Source organism: Pseudomonas sp. NPDC086112 (assembly GCF_044746425.1).
Classification (GTDB): domain Bacteria; phylum Pseudomonadota; class Gammaproteobacteria; order Pseudomonadales; family Pseudomonadaceae; genus Aquipseudomonas.
The window spans coordinates 14,574-34,145 of sequence record NZ_JBIVCD010000039.1; the positions used below are offsets into that span (position 1 = coordinate 14,574).

Annotated in this window: 16 protein-coding genes; 7 read left to right on the plus strand and 9 right to left on the minus strand. The window is 57.0% G+C overall.

Annotation, left to right across the window (positions count from 1 at the left end):
• Positions 1–4 precede the first annotated feature (4 nt).
• The gene (locus tag ACIPLA_RS22680) at positions 5–1,495 is read right to left on the minus strand and encodes an aldehyde dehydrogenase (protein ID WP_192343522.1); all 1,491 of its coding nucleotides are present in this window, start codon (positions 1,493–1,495) and stop codon (positions 5–7) included.
• A 323-nt stretch (positions 1,496–1,818) separates the two neighbouring features.
• Positions 1,819–3,195 carry a glutamine synthetase family protein gene (locus ACIPLA_RS22685; RefSeq protein ID WP_008011729.1) on the minus strand — a complete coding sequence of 459 codons (1,377 nt, stop codon included), beginning with the start codon at positions 3,193–3,195 and terminating at the stop codon, positions 1,819–1,821.
• Between the two features lie 280 nt (positions 3,196–3,475).
• Between ACIPLA_RS22685 and ACIPLA_RS22690 the strand changes: the two genes are divergently transcribed.
• The 5 genes from ACIPLA_RS22690 (at position 3,476) to ACIPLA_RS22710 (ending at position 8,751) form a co-directional block, all read left to right on the plus strand.
• Entirely contained in the window at positions 3,476–4,237 is a 762-nt protein-coding gene (locus ACIPLA_RS22690; RefSeq protein WP_401176116.1) for a gamma-glutamyl-gamma-aminobutyrate hydrolase family protein, read from the plus strand.
• A 350-nt stretch (positions 4,238–4,587) separates the two neighbouring features.
• Positions 4,588–5,730, plus strand: a complete 1,143-nt coding sequence (potA, locus tag ACIPLA_RS22695; protein WP_008011735.1) for a polyamine ABC transporter ATP-binding protein — start codon at positions 4,588–4,590, stop codon at positions 5,728–5,730.
• 29 nt (positions 5,731–5,759) lie between these two features.
• A complete protein-coding gene (locus tag ACIPLA_RS22700; protein ID WP_401176201.1) occupies positions 5,760–6,641 on the plus strand; it encodes an ABC transporter permease subunit in 882 nt (293 codons plus the stop codon).
• Positions 6,638–7,522: an ABC transporter permease subunit gene (locus ACIPLA_RS22705; protein ID WP_218396593.1), complete on the plus strand. Its 885-nt coding sequence runs from the start codon at positions 6,638–6,640 to the stop codon at positions 7,520–7,522. Before ACIPLA_RS22700 ends, ACIPLA_RS22705 begins: the two co-directional genes overlap by 4 nt.
• Positions 7,523–7,653: 131 nt before the next feature.
• On the plus strand, positions 7,654–8,751 hold the full coding sequence (locus tag ACIPLA_RS22710) for a polyamine ABC transporter substrate-binding protein (protein WP_401176119.1): 1,098 nt from the start codon (positions 7,654–7,656) through the stop codon (positions 8,749–8,751).
• A 241-nt stretch (positions 8,752–8,992) separates the two neighbouring features.
• Here ACIPLA_RS22710 and ACIPLA_RS22715 read toward each other — a convergent pair whose 3' ends face one another.
• The 4 genes from ACIPLA_RS22715 to thpR form a co-directional block, all read right to left on the minus strand.
• On the minus strand, positions 8,993–10,855 hold the full coding sequence (locus tag ACIPLA_RS22715; protein ID WP_401176122.1) for an ADP-ribosylglycohydrolase family protein: 1,863 nt from the start codon (positions 10,853–10,855) through the stop codon (positions 8,993–8,995).
• 7 nt (positions 10,856–10,862) lie between these two features.
• The gene (locus ACIPLA_RS22720) at positions 10,863–11,522 is read right to left on the minus strand and encodes a DarT ssDNA thymidine ADP-ribosyltransferase family protein (RefSeq protein WP_401176125.1); all 660 of its coding nucleotides are present in this window, start codon (positions 11,520–11,522) and stop codon (positions 10,863–10,865) included.
• Positions 11,519–12,910 carry an AAA family ATPase gene (locus ACIPLA_RS22725; protein WP_401176128.1) on the minus strand — a complete coding sequence of 464 codons (1,392 nt, stop codon included), beginning with the start codon at positions 12,908–12,910 and terminating at the stop codon, positions 11,519–11,521. Before ACIPLA_RS22725 ends, ACIPLA_RS22720 begins: the two co-directional genes overlap by 4 nt.
• Positions 12,911–13,143: 233 nt before the next feature.
• On the minus strand, positions 13,144–13,683 hold the full coding sequence (gene thpR / locus ACIPLA_RS22730; protein ID WP_401176131.1) for an RNA 2',3'-cyclic phosphodiesterase: 540 nt from the start codon (positions 13,681–13,683) through the stop codon (positions 13,144–13,146).
• A gap of 126 nt (positions 13,684–13,809) precedes the next feature.
• Here thpR and ACIPLA_RS22735 point away from each other — a divergent pair, with 126 nt between their 5' ends.
• Positions 13,810–14,004: a hypothetical protein gene (locus tag ACIPLA_RS22735; RefSeq protein WP_192343516.1), complete on the plus strand. Its 195-nt coding sequence runs from the start codon at positions 13,810–13,812 to the stop codon at positions 14,002–14,004.
• A 14-nt stretch (positions 14,005–14,018) separates the two neighbouring features.
• Here the strand turns inward: ACIPLA_RS22735 and ACIPLA_RS22740 are convergent, their stop codons facing one another.
• Together ACIPLA_RS22740 and ACIPLA_RS22745 are read right to left on the minus strand one after the other, a co-directional pair.
• Positions 14,019–14,372, minus strand: coding sequence for a DUF1428 domain-containing protein (locus tag ACIPLA_RS22740; RefSeq protein WP_008068166.1), 354 nt, complete (start codon positions 14,370–14,372; stop codon positions 14,019–14,021).
• Positions 14,373–14,388: 16 nt separating this feature from the next.
• On the minus strand, positions 14,389–15,450 hold the full coding sequence (locus ACIPLA_RS22745) for a hypothetical protein (protein ID WP_401176135.1): 1,062 nt from the start codon (positions 15,448–15,450) through the stop codon (positions 14,389–14,391).
• A gap of 456 nt (positions 15,451–15,906) precedes the next feature.
• Here ACIPLA_RS22745 and ACIPLA_RS22750 point away from each other — a divergent pair, with 456 nt between their 5' ends.
• Positions 15,907–16,170, plus strand: coding sequence for a hypothetical protein (locus ACIPLA_RS22750; protein ID WP_218396600.1), 264 nt, complete (start codon positions 15,907–15,909; stop codon positions 16,168–16,170).
• 19 nt (positions 16,171–16,189) lie between these two features.
• Here the strand turns inward: ACIPLA_RS22750 and ACIPLA_RS22755 are convergent, their stop codons facing one another.
• Positions 16,190–19,390, minus strand: coding sequence for a glycogen debranching N-terminal domain-containing protein (locus ACIPLA_RS22755; protein WP_401176138.1), 3,201 nt, complete (start codon positions 19,388–19,390; stop codon positions 16,190–16,192).
• Positions 19,391–19,572 lie beyond the last annotated feature (182 nt).

Genomic DNA, 19,572 nt, shown 5'->3' on the forward strand with positions numbered 1-19,572 from the left:
AGTGTTAGAGCTTGATCCAGGTCGCTTTGAGTTCGGTGTATTTGTCGAACGCGTGCAGCGATTTGTCCCGACCGTTACCCGACTGCTTGAACCCGCCGAACGGCGCGGTCATGTCGCCGCCGTCGTACTGGTTGACCCAGACGCTGCCGGCGCGCAAACCACGGGCGAAGGTGTGGGCCTTGCTCAGGTTGCTGGTCCATACGCCGGCCGCGAGACCGAAGATGCTGTCGTTGGCGATCTGCAGCGCTTCTTCCGCGGTGTCAAAGGTGATCAGCGACAGCACCGGGCCGAAGATTTCTTCCCGGGCGATGGTCATGGCGTTGGTCACGCCGTCGAAAATCGCCGGTTCCACGTACAGGCCACCGGTGTCTGCGAGGGTACGATTGCCGCCAGCGATCAGTTGCGCGCCCTGGTCTTTGCCGATCTGGATGTAGCGCAGCACGTTGTCCAGTTGGCGCTGATCGACGACCGCGCCGACGGTGGTTTCAGGATCGAGGGCGTGGCCCGGTTTCCAGGCTTGCAGTGCTTCCACCAGCAGCGGAATGAATTGCTCGCGAATCGAGCGCTCCACCAGCAGACGTGAGCCAGCGGTGCAGACTTCGCCCTGGTTGAAGGCGATCGCACTGACCGCTGCCTGAGCGGCTGCGCGCAAGTCCGGCGCATCGGCGAACACCACGTTCGGGCTCTTGCCGCCCGCCTCCAGCCAGACGCGTTTCATGTTGCTTTGCCCGGCGTAGATCAGCAGTTGCTTGGCAATCGCGGTGGAGCCGGTGAAGGCCAGCACGTCGACGTCCATGTGCAACGCCAACGCTTTGCCGACGGTGTGACCGAAACCTGGCAAGACGTTGAACACGCCTTTGGGGATGCCGGCGTCGAGGGCCAACTGCGCGATGCGAATCGCCGTCAGCGGTGACTTTTCCGAAGGCTTGAGGATGAACGAATTGCCTGCCGCCAGGGCCGGAGCGAACTTCCAGCTGGCCATGATCAGCGGGAAATTCCACGGCACGATGGCGGCGACCACGCCAGCGGGTTCGCGGGTGATGAGGCCGAGTTGGTCGTGCGGTGTGGCGGCGACTTCGTCGTAGATTTTGTCGATGGCCTCGGCGCTCCAGCGGATCGCGTTGGCGGTCGCTGGGATGTCGATGCTCATGGAATCGCTGATCGGCTTGCCCATGTCCAGGGTTTCGAGCAGCGCCAGTTCTTCCTGGTTGGCCAGGATCAAGTCCGCGAAGCGAATCAAAATGCGCTTGCGTTCTGCGGGCGCCAACCGCGCCCAGATGCCGGATTCGAATGTGCGGCGTGCGACCTGCACGGCGGCATTGGCGTCGGCTTCGTCGGTGCTGGCGATGTTCGCCAGGAAGCGGCCGTCGACCGGGCTGATGCATTCGAAGGTGTCGCCGCTGAGCGCCGGGCAGTATTGGCCGTCGATGAATGCGCGGCCTTCTAGTGTGAGGGACTGGAAGCGTTGTTCCCAGTCGCTGCGAGTGTTTGTCATGGTTGTGACTCTACGCAGAGGAATAAGTAGTCGCCGGACTAAAGCCGACCAATTAACGATCAGAAAACCACGATTTCCTGTGGGAGCGGGCTTGCTCGCGAAGGCAGTGTGTCAGGTGACATCAGCATTGACTGATCCACCGCTTTCGCGAGCAAGCCCGCTCCCACAGTTGATCGGTGTTGTTTGCAAAACCTATGCACGTCGCCAATCCCCTGTGGGAGCGGGCTTGCTCGCGAAGAGGCCATCACATCCAACATTGATGGCGCCTGACACACCGCCTTCGCGAGCAAGCCCGCTCCCACATTTGATGGGTGTTTGGCCCATCAAACCGTGTGCAAGTACCAGTTGTACTCAAGGTCGGAGATGGAGTTCTCGAACTCGGCCAGTTCGCTTTCCTTGCACGCCACGAACACGTCGATGTACAGCGGGTCGATGTAGCGCGCCATGACTTCGCTGTCGTCCAGCTCGCGCAGTGCATCGCGCAGGTTGTTCGGCAGGCTTTGCTCGTTCTGCTCGTAGCTGTTGCCTTCCACCGGTGGGCCCGGTTCGATTTCGTTGGTCAAGCCGTGGTGAATACCGGCCAGCACCGACGCCATCAGCAGGTACGGGTTGGCATCGGCGCCCGCGACTCGGTGTTCAATGCGCACGGCATCCGCCGAACCGGTGGGCACACGCACCGCCACGGTACGGTTGTCGATGCCCCAGCTTGGCGAGTTCGGCACGTAGAACTGCGCGCCGAAACGGCGGTACGAGTTGACGTTCGGGCAGAGGAACGCCATCTGCGCCGGCAGGGTCTCGAGCACACCGCCGATCGCGTGACGCAGTGCGGCGTTCTGCTCGGGATCCTCGCTGGCAAAGATGTTGTTGCCTTCTTTGTCGAGAATCGAAATGTGCACGTGCAAACCATTGCCCGCCTGGCCCGGATACGGCTTGGCCATGAAGGTGGTGTCCATCTCGTGGTCGTAGGCGATGTTCTTCACCAGACGCTTGAGCAACACCGCGTAGTCGCAGGCCTTTATAGGGTCGGAGACGTGATGCAGGTTCACTTCGAATTGCGCCGGGGCGCTTTCCTTGACGATGGCGTCGGCAGGAATGCCCTGCTCTTTTGCGCCTTCGAGGATGTCTTGCAGGCAGTCGACGTATTCGTCCAGATCGTCGATCAAATACACCTGGGTCGAGTGCGGACGTTTGCCGGACACCGGCGAGCGTGGCGACTGCGGACGACCGTTCACGTTGTCCTGGTCGATCAGGTAGAACTCCAGTTCGAACGCCGCGCAAATGGTCAGGCCCATGTCATCGAACTTGCTCACCACTTGACGCAGCACTTCGCGAGGGTCAGCGAAGAACGGCTGGCCTTCGAGTTCGTGCATGGTCATTAACAGCTGCGCGGTCGGGCGCTTCTGCCAGGGTTCGATGCTCAAGGTATTGGGGATGGGGAAGCAGATTCGATCCGAGTCGCCTATGTCCAGACCCAGGCCGGTGCTTTCCACCGTAGAGCCGTTGATGTCCAGAGCAAACAGTGACGCCGGGAGGTTAATGCCTTTTTCGTAAACCTTATGAAGACTGGTGCGTTCGATGCGCTTGCCGCGCACCACACCGTTCATATCCGCAATCAGAAGGTCGACGTACAAAACCTCAGGATATTTCTTAAGGAATGCGTTTGCTTCGTTGAGTTGAACGGCACGCAGAGGGACCGACATGATGCACCTATTAGCTGTTAATTATTATGTTCACTACCCTTTCACGAGCCCAGTCAATCCGAAAGGCAAAGTGAAGTCAATAGCGAACACTTGGCCTTTCAACCTTTATTTTCGGGCCTTTTTTGGGCGCAAGAGTGCCAGATCAGTCTTGCGCACCGCGTAAACCCTGAAGATCGGATGCGCGGCGTTTAGAATTTTTTACATGAGAGTTGTTAATTAAAATCAACAAGGCTAAGCTCCGGAAAAGCTCGTTCAAGTGTGAAACTTCGAGGTGATAAAAATGGCATTCAAGCCATTGATCGGCGTTACTGCGTGCGTCAAACAGATTGGCCTGCACCCCTACCATGTCAGCGGCGACAAGTACTTGCGTGCTGTCAGCGTCGCGGCTTTGGGGTTGCCAGTGGTCATTCCTTCTCTAGGCGATCTGACCGAAATCGATGACCTGCTCGCGCAGCTCGACGGTCTGCTGCTGACCGGCTCGCCGTCGAATGTGGAGCCCTTCCACTATCAAGGCCCGGCCAGTGCCCCCGGTACGGATCACGATCCGCAACGGGACGCCACCACCCTGCCCTTATTGCGTGCAGCTATCGCGGCTGGCGTGCCGGTCCTCGGCATCTGCCGGGGCTTTCAGGAAATGAACGTGGCGTTCGGTGGCAGCCTGCATCAGAAGGTGCATGAACTGCCCGGCCACCTCGATCACCGCGAGGCGAATCACCCGGATTTGGCCGTGCAGTACGCACCGGCCCATGCGGTGAATGTGCAACCGGGCGGCGTGTTCGAAGCGCTGGACCTGCCGCAGGTGTTTCAGGTGAATTCGATTCACAGCCAGGGCATCGACCGACTCGCTCCCGGCCTGCGCGCTGAGGCGATCGCGCCGGATGGTTTGATCGAGGCGATCTCCGTCGAACACGGCAAGGCCTTCGCTGTCGGCGTGCAATGGCACCCGGAATGGCAGGTGCTTTCGAATCCCCCCTACTTGAGTATTTTCCAGGCGTTTGGCGACGCGTGCCGGCAAAGGGCGGCGCTGCGTAATACGCGCTGACTACAAAAGCATTCAACGATTTAACTGCCCCCGTGAGTCTGGCGGGCGTGCCTTTGCGCGCCGGTCGCTCACGTAATAGATGAACCGCAATAACAACAAGTACGACCAGGCAGCCAGGATGGCGGTGCCGAATAAGCCCGGCCGGTACAGATAAACGCAAATCCCTGTAGGAGCGAGGCTTGCCCGCGAAGGCGGTGTATCAGGTAACGATGATGTCGACTGACACACCGTCTTCGCGGGCAAGCCTCGCTCCTACAGGGATCGCGTTGGCATCGTCCGGCCCGGGTTTGCAATCCACTCTTAAGTCAGGCCGCGTTGGCCCGACGACTGAAACCTGTTGGGAGTTTCATATGGCAAACGCCTCCAGCATCTACAGGAAGGCTCTTGAAGGTCACCAGGCACCGAAAAAGGTGTTGGTGAAAGTCGACCGCGTCACCAAGAAATTCGACGAAACCACCGCTGTGGACGATGTGTCCCTGGAGATCCATCAAGGCGAAATCTTCGCCCTGCTCGGCGGTTCCGGCTCGGGTAAATCGACGCTGCTGCGCATGCTCGCCGGCTTCGAGCGCCCGACCGAAGGGCGGATTCTGCTCGACGGGGTCGACATCACCGACATGCCGCCGTACGAACGGCCGATCAACATGATGTTCCAGTCCTACGCGCTGTTCCCGCACATGACGGTGGCGCAGAACATCGCCTTCGGCCTCAAGCAGGACCGTTTGCCCGCCAGCGAAATCGACGCTCGTGTCGAAGAGATGTTGCGGCTGGTGCACATGACCCAGTACGCCAAACGCAAACCGCATCAGTTGTCTGGCGGCCAACGTCAACGTGTGGCGTTGGCCCGCTCGTTGGCCAAGCGGCCGAAGCTGTTGCTGCTCGACGAACCGATGGGCGCGCTGGATAAAAAGCTGCGCTCGCAGATGCAACTGGAGCTGGTGGAGATCATCGAGCGCGTCGGCGTGACCTGCGTGATGGTGACCCACGATCAGGAAGAAGCCATGACCATGGCCGAGCGCATCGCGATCATGCACCTGGGCTGGATCGCCCAGATCGGCAGCCCGGTGGATATTTATGAGGCGCCGGTCAGCCGCATGGTCTGTGAGTTCATCGGCAACGTGAATGCCTTCGACGGAACGGTGGTCGAGGATCTGGAAGGTCACGCGATTATTCACAGCCCGGACCTTGAGCAGAAGATTTACGTCGGCCACGGCGTGAGCACGTCGGTGCAAGACAAGTCGATCACCTACGCCATCCGCCCGGAAAAAATGCTGGTCAGCACCCTCAAGCCCGAGACTCGATACAACTGGTCCGAAGGCAAGGTGCATGACATCGCCTACCTCGGCGGCCACTCGGTGTTCTACGTGGAACTGCCCGGCGGCAAAATCGTCCAGTCGTTCATGGCCAACGCCGAACGCCGTGGCGCGCGCCCGACCTGGGACGATCAGGTTTACGTGTGGTGGGAAGACGACAGCGGCGTGGTACTGCGCTCATGAGAACCTTCAATCAGCAGTTCCTGCGCCTGGTGCCCAGCGGCCGCAAACTGGTCATCGGCATTCCGTTCCTGTGGCTGTGCCTGTTTTTCCTGCTGCCGTTTTTCCTGGTGATGAAGATCAGCTTCTCGGAAGCGGCCCTGGCCATTCCTCCTTACTCTGAGATTTACACCTTCGCCGAACAGAAGTTTCAGCTGCTGCTGAACATCGGCAACTACTCGCTGCTGACCGAAGATGAGTTGTACATCTCGGCCTACTTTGGTTCGTTGAAGGTCGCGTTTTTAAGCACGCTGATGTGCCTGGTGATCGGTTTCCCGATGGCCTATGCGATCACCAAGGCCAACAAGGAAACGCAGAACGTTCTGCTGTTGTTGATCATGATGCCGACCTGGACCGCGATCCTGATTCGCGTCTATGCGTGGATGGGCATACTCAGCAACAACGGTTTGCTCAACGCGTTCCTGATGTGGACCGGGGTGACGTCGCAGCCGATCGAGATCCTCAACACCAACACGGCGGTGTACATCGGCGTGGTCTATGCCTACCTGCCGTTCATGGTGTTGCCGCTGTACGCCAACCTGGTCAAGCACGATCACAGCTTACTGGAAGCCGCGTCGGACCTGGGTTCGAGCAACTTCAACAACTTCTGGAAAATCACCGTGCCGCTGGCCAAGAACGGGATCATTGCCGGGTGCATGCTGGTGTTCATTCCGGTGGTCGGTGAGTTCGTGATTCCGGAACTGTTGGGCGGCCCGGAGACCCTGATGATCGGTCGGGTGCTGTGGCAAGAGTTCTTCAACAACCGCGACTGGCCGGTGGCATCCGCCCTGGCGGTGGTGATGCTGGCGATTCTGATTGTGCCGATTCTGCTGTTCAACCGCAGCCAGGCCAAAGAGATGGAGGGACGGGGATGAAACGCTTCGGGTTTTCAAAGTTCATGCTGATTTTCGGCCTGTCGTTTATCTACCTGCCGATGCTGATTCTGGTGATCTACTCGTTCAACGCCTCGAAACTGGTGACGGTGTGGGGCGGCTGGTCGGTGAAGTGGTACGTCGGCCTGCTCGACAACTCGCAACTGATGGGCTCGGTGGTGCGCTCCCTGGAAATCGCTTGCTACACGGCGATTGCCGCCGTGGCGTTGGGCACCCTCGCCGCTTTCGTGCTGACCCGCGTGACGCGCTTCAAGGGTCGTACGCTGTTTGGTGGTCTGGTGACGGCGCCGTTGGTGATGCCGGAAGTGATCACCGGTCTGTCGCTGTTGCTGCTGTTCGTGGCCATGGCGCAGTTGATTGGCTGGCCGCAGGAACGTGGCCTCGTCACGATCTGGATCGCCCACACCACGTTCTGCGCAGCCTATGTGGCGGTGGTTGTTTCGGCGCGTTTGCGTGAGCTGGACCTGTCGATCGAAGAGGCAGCCATGGACTTGGGTGCGCGGCCGTTCAAGGTGTTCTTTCTGATCACCATTCCGATGATCGCACCGTCACTGGCGGCGGGCGGCATGATGTCGTTTGCCTTGTCGCTGGATGATTTGGTGTTGGCGAGTTTCGTCTCTGGCCCGGGCTCGACGACGTTGCCGATGGAAGTGTTTTCGGCGGTGCGTCTGGGCGTGAAGCCTGAGATCAATGCCGTGGCCAGTTTGATTCTGTTGGCGGTGTCGATCGTCACGTTCATGGTCTGGTACTTCAGCCGCAAGGCGGAAGCCACACGCAAGCGGGCGATCCAGGAAGCCATGGATCAGACCGCCACCGAATCCTGGCAGCAGCCGAAAAACCAGCGGGTCGAAGCGACGGCCTAGTGAAAATCCTGTAGGAGCGAGGCTTGCCCGCGAAGAATACACCGCGGTTTTTCAGGCATTACGCGTCATCGTTCTTCGCGGGCAAGCCTCGCTCCTACTGTGTTCTATAAAAAGAAAATGGAGTTGTACCGATGAAAATGTTTGGCAGGACTCTGCTGACACTGTCCTTATTGGGCGCGATGGCTACCGGTGCCCAGGCCAATGACAAGGTATTGCGCGTCTACAACTGGTCGGATTACATCGCCCCGGACACGGTCAAGAAGTTCGAAGACGAGACCGGCATTCGCGTGACCTACGATGTGTTCGACAGTAATGAAACCCTTGAGGCACGCTTGCTGGCCGGTAAATCCGGCTACGACATTGTGGTGCCGTCCAACAGTTTCCTGGCCAAGCAGATCAAGGCTGGCGTCTATCAGCCGCTGGACAAATCCAAGCTGCCGAACTGGAAAAACCTCAACCCGGTGCTGCTGAAAAACGCCTCTGCCAGCGACCCTGACAATGGCCATGCTTTCCCGTACATGTGGGGTTCAATCGGCATCGGTTACAACCCGGCCAAGGTCAAGGAAGTGCTGGGCACTGATGCGCCGGTGAATTCCTGGGACTTGCTGTTCAAACCGGAAAACGCCGCGAAGCTCAAAGCCTGCGGCATCAGCTTCCTTGATTCACCGACAGAAATGCTCCCGGCCGCCCTGCACTATCTGAGCTACCCGGTGAACTCCCAAGACAAGGTACAGATCGCCGAAGCCGAAGCGCTGTTCATGAAGATTCGCCCGTCGGTGGCTTATTTCCATTCGTCGAAGTACATCTCCGACCTGGCCAACGGCAACATCTGCGTAGCGGTCGGTTACTCCGGCGACGTGCTGCAAGCCAAGGCCCGCGCCAAGGAAGCCGGCGACAAGGTGAAGATCGAATACAGCATCCCGAAAGAAGGCGCCGGCAGCTTCTACGACATGGTCGCCATCCCACGGGATGCGGCTAACGTCGACAGTGCTTACCTGTTCATGAATTTTCTGATGCGCCCGGACATCATCGCCGAGGTCACCAACAATATCGGCTACAGCAACGCCAACGCAGCGGCCACGCCGCTGGTGGATGAAGCCATTCGCGACGACCCGGGTTCCTATCCGCCGCAAGCGGTGATGGCGACGTTGTATGCCATTCCTGACATGCCGATTGCCACCCAGCGGATCATGACCCGGGGCTGGACGCGGGTGAAGCTGGGTAAGTAATCCCGCCTCACTGATCGTTCCCACGCCCGCGTGGGAACGATCATTCATCCATTACAGCTTTCCCTTTTTCCGTTCACGCAGCGCCTTACCACCGCTGCACTCCTCTTAAGAAGAACGGCTTCACCTGGCTTCCTCGGTTAAGGTGAATTCAGGCGCCCTCGGGCGCCTTTTTTTGTGGTGCAGAATATCCAACTCCTATTTAACTGTAGTACCTGATGGCATATACACTTCAGCAATTTCTTTACTCAGAATTTTTCTCATAAACATTGATATCCTCATTCGGTTGAACTTGCCTTTGCTTCTCCCGATTTACCCTTGCAATTTTCGCCTTGGCAATAATGCCGGCATAAACCGCAGATAGCTCGATACCATTTGGCCGTTCAGCAAGATAAAGTAAATGCTGCCCGATCAGTAGCGGGTCAAAGTTTTTGATAGCTTCCGAAGTGAGTATATCCATCCCCATTGGAACGGCAGGCTCGTAATGCAGAATCCAATTATCATTTGGAGGTGAGAACGAATCCGCTACCGTTTCAGGGTTGCTTTCTAGTTTCCGCTGCATAGACTCATCGAGCTTACCATCCTCTCGTTTAGACGATATGGTTGTCGGTGAATCAGATTCCGACTCCACTGCAACGCTCCCGAGTTTACTATCTATCGGGGCGTCTTCTTCTCCAAACAGATCAAGATTTTTGATTCTGACGTTTTTCGATTCGCTTAGTGAAGGGGTGACATCATACGAGCTGTTTAGTCGCTCTAAAGCTTCGCCAAATGCTATCTGGGTACGAAACTTACTTAGAATGGTTTGGCCAGTTTCTAGTTTCAACCACTGCCAACTTGTATTTTTTTGCAGTCCAATATGAGGAGGACCAATAGGGGTTACCTCACCTAATGCTTCAAAATAAAGTTGGCCACCATCAAATTTAAGAACATCAACTGCAACACGCGGAGCTTGCCAGTAAAGAATGTCAGGGTAAGCAAAGCTGGTGGCTTTAGCACCACGACTCACGTCGTAAAGCCGTCCTGCTTCAGCGCGGATGTATTCTTCGTCCTGAATGGGCCCTAAGAAGGTCGACTCAGGATACGTAGCCCCGATTAGCGCGCCCGCCATGGTAGCAATCGTATCGGTATCGCTCTCAAGGAGGTTAGCGACAATATTGATAATTTCTTGGGCGCCCGAACTCGTGCAGAGCCATGCGGCGACATTTGCAAAAAGCGCACATTTCAGACCGGAACCGCGCTCTTTGGGATTAAGCCCATTCTCGGACTTCACAATACCCTCATATTGCTCACGAATCGTTGAGTGCAGGCCTGAGTTCAGCGCAGAGATGGCGTTTTTTGAGGTTATCTCCCACTCTTGGGCGACCTGTTCAATCGCATCTTTCAAGCTTATGCCACTCTTCTGCTCCCAGGTAGGCAACCAGAACGTAGACAGGTCAGAGTCTTGTGCAATGTGGTTCGGTATCGCTCGAACATACGCGACCAACTCGGGCCACTGCCCCGGTGAAAGCGGCCGTGCTTCGCGCATAGCATGGGCTAGGCTTACCGCATGTATTACAGCCCCGGCAATACCTCGCATATGCCCGTGCGTGCATACTGCATTGCGAATTACATCAGGTAGATAGGCGTTAACGTCACCCAACTCCTCTGCCGCCCACACGTGAGGCTGAATTCTCATTGCGGCACCATTCCCGCCGCCGTTGGTGTAGCCATTGAAGAAGTTGCTGAACCACGTATTGCTGCGGTTACATAAAGCTGTTGCTGCGGCCTTGCTGCCCCGGCCTGCACCTAGGCTATAGGCTTGCCAGACGGGTAGTTCGATTTTTGCGAAAGACTCAACGTCGAAGTATCCGTTACCGCGGATTGCACGCGAGGTTGCTAGCCGCAGCTGAGTATCGTCGGAGTATGCACCTGCTGGCAGAGTGACCATCGCACCAAAACGGCCGCCAATCTGACGCCTCCACTGCTCGGTTCGAGTAGCTCTAGACTGGCCAAGTCGCTGCTTGACAGCTTTTTCAGTAGCCAACTCAGTCGGAAAACCCAACGCATCTGCGTAGGCCGACCACAAGGCGGATGATATGGTGCGCTTCAGCCTAATGTTTGACATGAGGTTCTCACTTGATGCCGGCAAATAATTCAGGTGCCACTTGGATAGGGATGTTTGGATGTGATGTTATTGCCATCTGCCCCATCAATTCGTCTATTTCAGATTCGCTTCGTACATAAATCTGCTGCAGGTATTCTGTCGACACTTCTTTGGGATAGAGAACCTCCGCCTGTCGACATGTAGGTAAGTGTGCTGGGTAGCTGTCGGGGCGTGTCACTGAGCTCGAGGTTTTACTATTCCAATGACTTACAAAAGGTGCAAAAGCTGCTTCAAGCCCCAAATGACCTTCGCCTCGCCGCACATCACTATAAATATTGTTCGTTGTAGAGAAGAAAACACCATCATGAGTAAGGATTTCAGGGCTAAAATCTAGAATACACCAAAAGAAGTTTTTCTCACGATGCCAGTTATTCTCCGCCACTTGGAAAAAGTTGGTATTGATCTGCGAAATTGACAGATTTACATAATTAAGCCATCTGACATCTCGGTCCCGGCAAAGTGCGTTCGGTGTAAAAATGTGCTGGAGCTGCTCGTCTGAATTTAACAATTGGCGTGACTTTAATGCTTTAGACGCAAAAGTCCCTAGCGAGCCACTGTTTGTCGTGAAGTGAACAACCGACTTGATATTTCGTTGTTTAATCAGTTTCCTAATTTCGACTTCACTCACACCTGGACTCCTTGGTAGAGGCTTGGATCGCAACGACGGATCATATCTGGAGCGTCAGAGGATTTGAAGCCAATGATCACGCTTTTTCGCGCCCTGCCCACAGCCATAGCTATGAGGCGGCGCATTCTGGCTGCCATTTCGTACTCGCTAGGTGAGCCGGGCACGTCTACGAACTGGCCGTCTAGTCCAATCATGATGACGTGATCGAACTCAAGGCCTTTGCACGAATGAAGAGAACTGAGTGCGATATTTACATCGCCTTCTGGCCATTCGGCCTCAGACCTGAGATTTACCCATTCCATCCCCTTCGCACTAAGTTGTGTTTTTAGCTCTTGGAAATGTAACTTCGGATGAAGGAAAGCAACGCTTTCTTCATGAAGATCAATATTCCCCTCAATATGCCGCAGCACATAGGCAACCTGATTTTCATGCTCTCCTAAGAGAACAAGGGGCTTATCTCCTATACGCGTTGCGCTTGTGTGATTCGGAATCGTCCAATTCTCATCAGCTTCGAGGCCTTCGAGCAACTGGGCTGCAAACATCGCAATTTGTTGAGTATTGCGGTAATTCTTTTGCAAATTAAAACTAGGGTAACCAACCACACCAATCTCTGAAAATATGAAGCTACGACTATAGATACGTTGGGCACTGTCGAGAACAAAAGTGATGGAGGAGTCTGGAGAACATTGATTCAGGACGGCGCGCAATTCATTCGCTGAAAAATCTTGCGCCTCATCAACTACAACCAAATCGTAATTAACAACCTTATTGCGGCTAAGGTTTACCGCAAGGTCATTCCAGTCTAGCTTCGAAATGGTTTGTTTTCCGGACAGATAGGGGTAGATCACCTTATCCAGAAGTACCTGCCTAGCTGGACGCTCCATCCTAGGGCTAATACCCCGTCCCTCCCGTTTCGCACCAATGTAGTCACCGAGACTCTCAGGGGTAAACCGGCCAAGTACGTATCGGGCCTCATCCACCAGAAAATCGGTGTCGCCACTAAGAGGTTCAGCAAAGGCTCTAAGAATGTCATCAGTATTAGTGAAGTTCAAAATACTGGGGACTGGGTGAGAGTTATGAAATGCCCACCTATTGAAGGTGGAGACATCCAAGTTAACCAGCCTGTCGAAATTTTGACTCGAGGTCAGTTCGCGAACATATCCCCTCAAGGTCTTATTGTATGTAAGAACCAAAATATTTACGGGTTTGGGATCATCTTTCTTTTTGTTCCGGTTGACGTAGGTAGGTGTCAGTGCCCTGAGCTTCAGAAGGGCTGTAGTGGTCTTTCCACTTCCGGCCGCCCCTTTTATAATCTCAACGCCAACATTGATTCGCGAGAAAAGGGCTAGTTGCTCAGGAGTGGCGGTAAGATTCTTGAGAGCTTTCATATAACCGTTCCATGGTAAGGAGAGTCATAATCCTAGCCCTTGTAGTGGCATTTGGCTACACCAAGCTTTCTTAACCGTGAGAGATGCTCGGTACTACTGGAGAAGGAGAAGCGGAGTATCGAAGTCCAGCATGCAATCTAGCTCTTTCAGCCACAGCTAAGCTGTCGCATATCAGCGTGATCAAACTGGCGGGGGGCTTGGAGTGGATCCCTCGGGCGCCTTTTTTTGTGGGCTTATGAAGCGACCAGCGGCCACTCGGCCAGCGCTATGTACCGGCCTTTATGGGACTCGAACAGGCTGAAGCGATCGGCGCGCAGGAAAAACTCTGGCGGCGTAGCGGATTCGGGGACCGGTGCCCGGTAGTCGCGCATCAGGGTCAGATGCGGGCGAAATTCCCGCCGGGTGTCTTCGAAACCAAAGGGCAACATGGCCTGCTCCAGCGCATACACCAACCGCAGCAACTCAGGTGCTGCCTGCTCGGGCGCCAGCAACAGAACCCCGGAGCGACGCCAGACTTCCAGACGATCAAGCACAACCGTCAACGGCACGCCGGGCATCTGGACATTGGCGGCGGCCTCGCAGACGCCCGCTATCTGCGCCATCCCCACCGTGCCGAGAAACAGCAGCGTCAGATGAAAGTTTTCCGCCGGCACCGGGCGCCCGACATTGAGCTCCAGCGCGCTGCGCCATTGGGCAATGGCCCGGCGTTGTTCGGGGGCGCAGTTGAGGGCGAAGAACAGCCGTTTGAACGGCTCACGGGATTCATCGCTCATGTCTGCCACCTCAAGGCTTCGGGGACTCTTTGATTTTACAAAGGGATACCACACCAGCAAGCGCATTTCTGGCACCTGCCGGCAGGCGCGTTATAGTTGAAGCAACCGAATCGACGGGAGGGCGCCATGCGTCAGGTCATCAGCAAAGAGCCATGGTGGGCTGTGCCACCCAAGCCGGGCCAGGATGAGTCCGAGCTGGAATGGGGTTGGCTGGTTCACTACAACGAAGGCGAGCCGCGCTTCGAATTCATCAAGGAGCGGCCGTCGGACAGCCAGATTCGTAACCGCAAGAGTTGCAGGACCACCCCGACGCCGGAGTGATCCTGCGACAATGTTCAGGCTTTGACGAGCATCTCGAAACCGCCAAAAATCGCCCGCTGGCCGTCGAACGGCATCGGATTGACGTCCGGCTGCATCCGCGGATCGCTCATGAGTTTCGCCATTCCGGCGTCACGGGTGGCCTTGTCCGGCCAGACGATCCAGGAAAACACCACGGTTTCGTCTTCCTTGAGTTTTACTGCCATGGGAAATGAGGTCAGTTTGCCATCGGGCACGTCATCGCCCCAGCATTCGGCGAGGCTGAGTGCGCCGCTTTCCTTGAAAATTTCGGCAGCGGATTGTGCGTGTTGCTTGAATTTTTCGCGGTTGGCGGTGGGTACTGCAGCGACGAAGCCATCTACGTAAGCCATGATCGTTCTCCTCGGGTTATGGGGTGATCTGCTGGGTAGTCGATTCAACGTGGCTAAAATCGACAGTGCCTGCATCCAGACCGACCGACGGTTCTACGGTCTCCTCCAGGCTGCCCTCGATCTGCCTGGCCATGTACAGCGTTCCGGCCATGACGCCGGTGGCGGGGTTATCCACCAGCTTCACCCATGCCTTGTCGAACGAATTGCCCAGGCTGCTGCGGATCAGCGCTTCGCTATCGGGCCGATCGTTGGCCTGAATAATTGCGCGCACCCCCGCCACCCCCACGGAAATCAACGCCCCGGCCGCCTTCCCCGCCACTGCCGCCACTGCACTGGCCGCCCCTCGGGGGGCCATTTCGGCTTGTATTCGCTTGCTGGCACGCTTGGCCACCGGCGCCATGCCGGCGTCCGTCGAGGCGATGCCCTTCTCGCCGCCTGCCGTGTGGATCTTCTCGATCAGCGCCAGGTAGGCCGGCAATTTGCTGAGTTCGGCATGCACCACCTGATACAGCGAAGCGTCACGGGCTGGCGGCGGGCCCAGTGAAATAGCCGGAATTTTCTGGATGCGACCGTTGAGCTGCGCCATTGGCACGCCATGACGTTTGGAAATAACTTCGAGCTGCTGCCCCATCAGTTGCACATAAAACTCTGTCGCCTGCCCAAGGATCGCGTCGGGATCGACTTCCACCGCCACCGGTTCCAGCACCCGCCGGTGATATTGCTCCAGCAGATAGGCCGCCAGGCGTTTGGTCGCCGCATCCTGCTCGTCTCCGGCATTGATGGCGTACCAGCTGACTTTCATCGACAGCCATTCCTGGGTCCAGTAGCTGCTGAACCACGGAATGAAGACTTCTTCGGTTTGCTGATAAACCCGCGTGCGCCAGTGCTCCATGGACCCGCGGGCGTAGACCCTGGCCTGTTCGGTGGCCTGTTGCGAAGCGGCGACAATCTCCCGGTCCACCTGCTGCCAGGTGCTCTGGGACACGACCACCGGCACCACGATTACCGGGGCAGGCGTGGGCGTGGCGCATCCCGCCAAGATCACCAACACAGCGACGATCAGCGAACGCAGGTTCAAGATCGCGGGGTCCTACAGACTGCGTCGAACGGAGTGTCCAACGCTAAACAGCGTACTGATTTGAGTATAGGTCGGGGGCGAGGGCCGTCCGTCAGATGAATGGATGGCGCCCTCAAAGACGCCTTCGCGAGCAAGCCCGCTCCCACATTGGATCACTGTCGGACACAAAATTTGTGTACGCAGGAGATCCAATGTGGGAGCGGGCTTGCTCGCGAATAGGCCCTCAAGACCACCGAAGATCGCCACCATCATTCACATCAATATTCACCATCGCCGCGAATGCCTTCCGCAAAAAAACCATCAGGTGCAGGATCAATCTCATCCCTGTTTCAACCCCGCACCGGAGGGGCAAACCATGTTGATCCATCTCCTGACCTGCCTGGCCCTGACGACCGTTACCCTGACCCTGTTTTCCCGCTTGGTGCTGGATATCGGTAAAACCGAGGAGCCGAAATCATGATTCATTCCGTCAGCCTCGCCGTGAGCTTTCCGGTATTCGGCAGCAACTATTATTCACAGCAGGTCGTGTCTCGCAAAGCAGTCGCGCTGGTGTTCGATGAGCACTTCGAGGCCTTGCTGATGCCGGCAGCGGCCAACCACTTCAGTAACGAAGTGGTCGGGCTCAACGATCAGTTCCGCTTTTTGAATGATGTGCTGGTTGAGCATTTGCTGGAGACTGAAATGGCTCAGCGTTCGTCGGCACAAGCATTCACCTTCTGACACGCTCGCGCCCATCTTGCTAACTGGTGCTCAAGATCCGCACCGGCCCCTGGCGATTGAGAACCTCGATCATGACGTTTTCCCCCGAGCGCCGGAGCATCAAGTCCACACATTCAGCACCCACTGCCAAACGCCGCAAGGCGATGGTGTCCAGAAACGCCGGGAGCACCGGTTCGTCGAACAGGATGTTGAGCTTCCTCGGCCTGAAGCTCAGCCCCAGGCACGACTGAATCATCGACAACGGCGCTGCAGCGGCCCAGGCCTGGGGCATGCAGGCGACTGGATAGAACGTCGGCCCTTGGGTACGTTGCCGGGCAAAGCCGCAAAACAGTTCGGGCAGGCGCCGCAGATCGATGTAGGTCGACGCGGCGAACAGACCTTCGAAAATCCGCGCCGCGTCCCGACGGTAACCGTAGCGGGCGAAGCCGGCCGCGATCAGCGCATTGTCGTGGGGCCAGACGGAGCCGTTGTGATAACTCATCGGGTTATAGCGAGCCTGGGAAGACGCGACGGTGCGCACGCCCCAGCCGGAAAAGGATGAGCGGTCCATCAGGACGCTGACGACCGATGCCGCGCGTTCCGGGTAAGCGATGCCGGCGAACAGGGCATGGCCGGCATTGGAGGTACGGATTCGACAGGGTTTCTTGTTGCCGTCCAAAGCTAATACATAGGTGCCCAGCTCTTCGTCGAAGAAGCGGTTATCGAATTCTTCGCGCAAGCGTTGAGCCTTGTATTTAAGGCGTTGAGCCCGGTCTGGATTACCCAGCCGACGAGCGATTTTAGCGGCACCAGTCCAGGCGCCATACACGTAGGCCTGAACTTCGACAATCGCAATCGGACCCACGGCCAATTGCCCATCGGCATGGAAAACCGAATCGTGACTGTCTTTCCAACCCTGGTTAATCAGCCCCTCGGCGGACTGCCGGCCATACTCGACAAAACCGTCGCCATCACGGTCGCCGTACTCCTCGATCCAGCTCAGCGCTGCTTCGATATTCGGCCAGAGCTGACGCAGTGTGCCCAGGTCATTGGTGCGTTCCAGATACGCGGCGGCCAGCATGACGAACAGCGGCGTGGAATCGATGCTGCCGTAGTAGCGGCGGAACGGCACCTCGCCCAATTCGGCCATTTCCCCCAGCCTTATCTCGTGCAGGATTTTACCGGGCTCGGAATCGGCATGGGGGTCAACGATGGTTGCCTGGTTGGCGGCCAGATGCCCGAGCACGCCTTTGGCAATACCGGGATCAAACCACAGCATCTCCCATGCCGTGATCAGCGCATCTCGTCCGAAAACGGTGCTAAACCATGGAATGCCGGCATAGGGATATAGCCCTTCGGGGGTTTTGGTCATGAGCATGTAGAGGTCGGACACGCTGCGGCTGACCGCCTCGTTGAACACATCGTGGGAGCTCACCACAGAGGCCGCCCGCGAAGAGAATGTGCGTAACTCGCGCCGGGAATCGCGCAATGAAATAAAGAACCCATGGCGCACCGTAAACGGCGGATTTTGCACGCCGCAGTTGATGTCCATGAACAGCGACTGGCTTTCCCCAGGGGCCAGCCGAACCTCGAACAACGCCGAATCGCAGGTCAGGCTTACCGGCACCGGGGCGAAACGCAGGCGGGTCATGCGCCGTTTGTGATCCAGACCGGTGTAGGAAAGCACCACCTCTTCATCGGTAATCTCTGCCCGGTGCCCTTCGCCGCGTTGCGGACGCCGGGCGCCGCGAACTTCGAACAGGTCTTTGAAGTCGGCTGCGAACTGAATTCTCAATTGCAGATGCTGGGGCGAATCATCGAAATTGCGCAGGGTCAGGCGTTCATAGCAGGAGCCGTTCCACAAGAACCGTGAACGGCGCAGATGGATCAAATCGTGGTGCAGGATTTTTTCGCCATGGCTGTCGAACAGATCCGGGTTGGTCAGGTCGCACGTGAGCATCGCGTTATCGTCACGCAGCGTCGAACTGAGCAACAGCGGCCGCGCGCCGTTAAGCGTCAGGTAGAGCCCGGAAAGGTGGCGGGTATCGGTATGGAAAATCCCTTGCGGGCTGTCGTCCGCAAACAGCACATCGCCATTGGGATCGAACACCGCGAAGGTGTCGTTGTTTTTCAGGTTGCGCAAACGCAGCTCTTGCAACGACGCGGTGGCGGGAATATCGAAGGGCGTGGAGGGATGGCCATAGGTGTTGCCCGCCGTGAGATGGCGGTACAACTCCAGATAGTGATTGGTCATGCGCTCGACCGTGAATCGCTCCTCGAACCTGGCCCTCACCTTGCGCCGATCCAGCTCTGCCAACCGCTGCACCGCCGCTACCGCTCCTGCGACACCATCGACGATGTAACCGGATACCCCCTCATCGATCACTTCCGGCACCGAGCCCTGACCAAACGCAATCACCGGCGTGCCGCACGCCATGGCTTCGATCATGACCAGGCCGAACGGCTCAGGCCAGTCGATGGGAAAGATCAAGGCGCGAGCATTGCCCAGCAAATCTGCCTTTTGCGATTCATCGATCTCGCCGAGAAATTCGACATTCGGATGGGTGGCGATCATCGGTGCGATGATTTCTTCCCAATACACCAGATCGGCCTTGTCGACCTTGGCGGCGATTTTCAATGGCAGCCCGGCCTTCGAGGCAATCTCGATGGCGCGGTCCGGGCGCTTTTCGGGAGAGATACGCCCCAGAAACACCAGATAGTCGCCGCTCGGTTCAGGGTTGAAGGTCAGCAGATCACCCGGAATGCCGTGATAGACGTTGCCCACCCAATTGACGTCGCCCTTCACCGGACTGCGTTGCGCCTTGGACACCGAGACCAGCGGCACCTCGGGAAAGTGAGGGTAAAAGGATTGGTAATCCGCAATGTCCAGACGCCCGTGAAGCGTGGTCACGCTGCGCCCGGCCAAGTGTCGAATCAACGGAAAATGAAAGATATCGACATGAAAATGCATCACGTCGAATTGATCCGCCTGCCGCAGGACTTGATCGAGCATCAGAATGTGATGAGGTGCCCCGTCCTTGATGCGTGGATCGAACCGCAGGGCTTGGTGCGCGCCCGCTTCCAGGCGTGCCGAGGTTTGCGAATCGCCGCTGGCGAAGAGCGTGACATCGTGGCCCTGGCGCACCAGTTCTTCGGTCAGGTAAGACACAATCCGCTCAGTGCCACCGTACAAACGGGGCGGACAACGTTCGGTGAGCGGCGCGATCTGAGCGATCCTCATGGAGAGGCCCTCCGTCATTCGGTCGAAGAATTAAGGCCTCCAGCACTCAATGCCAGTCAGTTAAGCGAAATCCCTGTGGGAGCGGGCTTGCTCGCGAATGCGGTGTGTCAGGCGACATCAATGTTGACTGTAACGCCGTCTTCGCGAGCAAGCCCGCTCCCACAGGTTGTGCGGTTTGACTG

What these genes read in the sequence shown, in the direction of transcription:
- ACIPLA_RS22680 (WP_192343522.1), bottom strand. Translation starts at nt 1,495, where the DNA reads ATGACAAACACTCGCAGCGACTGGGAACAACGCTTCCAGTCCCTCACA.
- ACIPLA_RS22685 (WP_008011729.1), bottom strand. Translation starts at nt 3,195, where the DNA reads ATGTCGGTCCCTCTGCGTGCCGTTCAACTCAACGAAGCAAACGCATTC.
- ACIPLA_RS22690 (WP_401176116.1), top strand. Translation starts at nt 3,476, where the DNA reads ATGGCATTCAAGCCATTGATCGGCGTTACTGCGTGCGTCAAACAGATT.
- potA (WP_008011735.1), top strand. Translation starts at nt 4,588, where the DNA reads ATGGCAAACGCCTCCAGCATCTACAGGAAGGCTCTTGAAGGTCACCAG.
- ACIPLA_RS22705 (WP_218396593.1), top strand. Translation starts at nt 6,638, where the DNA reads ATGAAACGCTTCGGGTTTTCAAAGTTCATGCTGATTTTCGGCCTGTCG.
- ACIPLA_RS22710 (WP_401176119.1), top strand. Translation starts at nt 7,654, where the DNA reads ATGAAAATGTTTGGCAGGACTCTGCTGACACTGTCCTTATTGGGCGCG.
- ACIPLA_RS22715 (WP_401176122.1), bottom strand. Translation starts at nt 10,855, where the DNA reads ATGTCAAACATTAGGCTGAAGCGCACCATATCATCCGCCTTGTGGTCG.
- ACIPLA_RS22725 (WP_401176128.1), bottom strand. Translation starts at nt 12,910, where the DNA reads ATGAAAGCTCTCAAGAATCTTACCGCCACTCCTGAGCAACTAGCCCTT.
- thpR (WP_401176131.1), bottom strand. Translation starts at nt 13,683, where the DNA reads ATGAGCGATGAATCCCGTGAGCCGTTCAAACGGCTGTTCTTCGCCCTC.
- ACIPLA_RS22735 (WP_192343516.1), top strand. Translation starts at nt 13,810, where the DNA reads ATGCGTCAGGTCATCAGCAAAGAGCCATGGTGGGCTGTGCCACCCAAG.
- ACIPLA_RS22740 (WP_008068166.1), bottom strand. Translation starts at nt 14,372, where the DNA reads ATGGCTTACGTAGATGGCTTCGTCGCTGCAGTACCCACCGCCAACCGC.
- ACIPLA_RS22750 (WP_218396600.1), top strand. Translation starts at nt 15,907, where the DNA reads ATGATTCATTCCGTCAGCCTCGCCGTGAGCTTTCCGGTATTCGGCAGC.
- ACIPLA_RS22755 (WP_401176138.1), bottom strand. Translation starts at nt 19,390, where the DNA reads ATGAGGATCGCTCAGATCGCGCCGCTCACCGAACGTTGTCCGCCCCGT.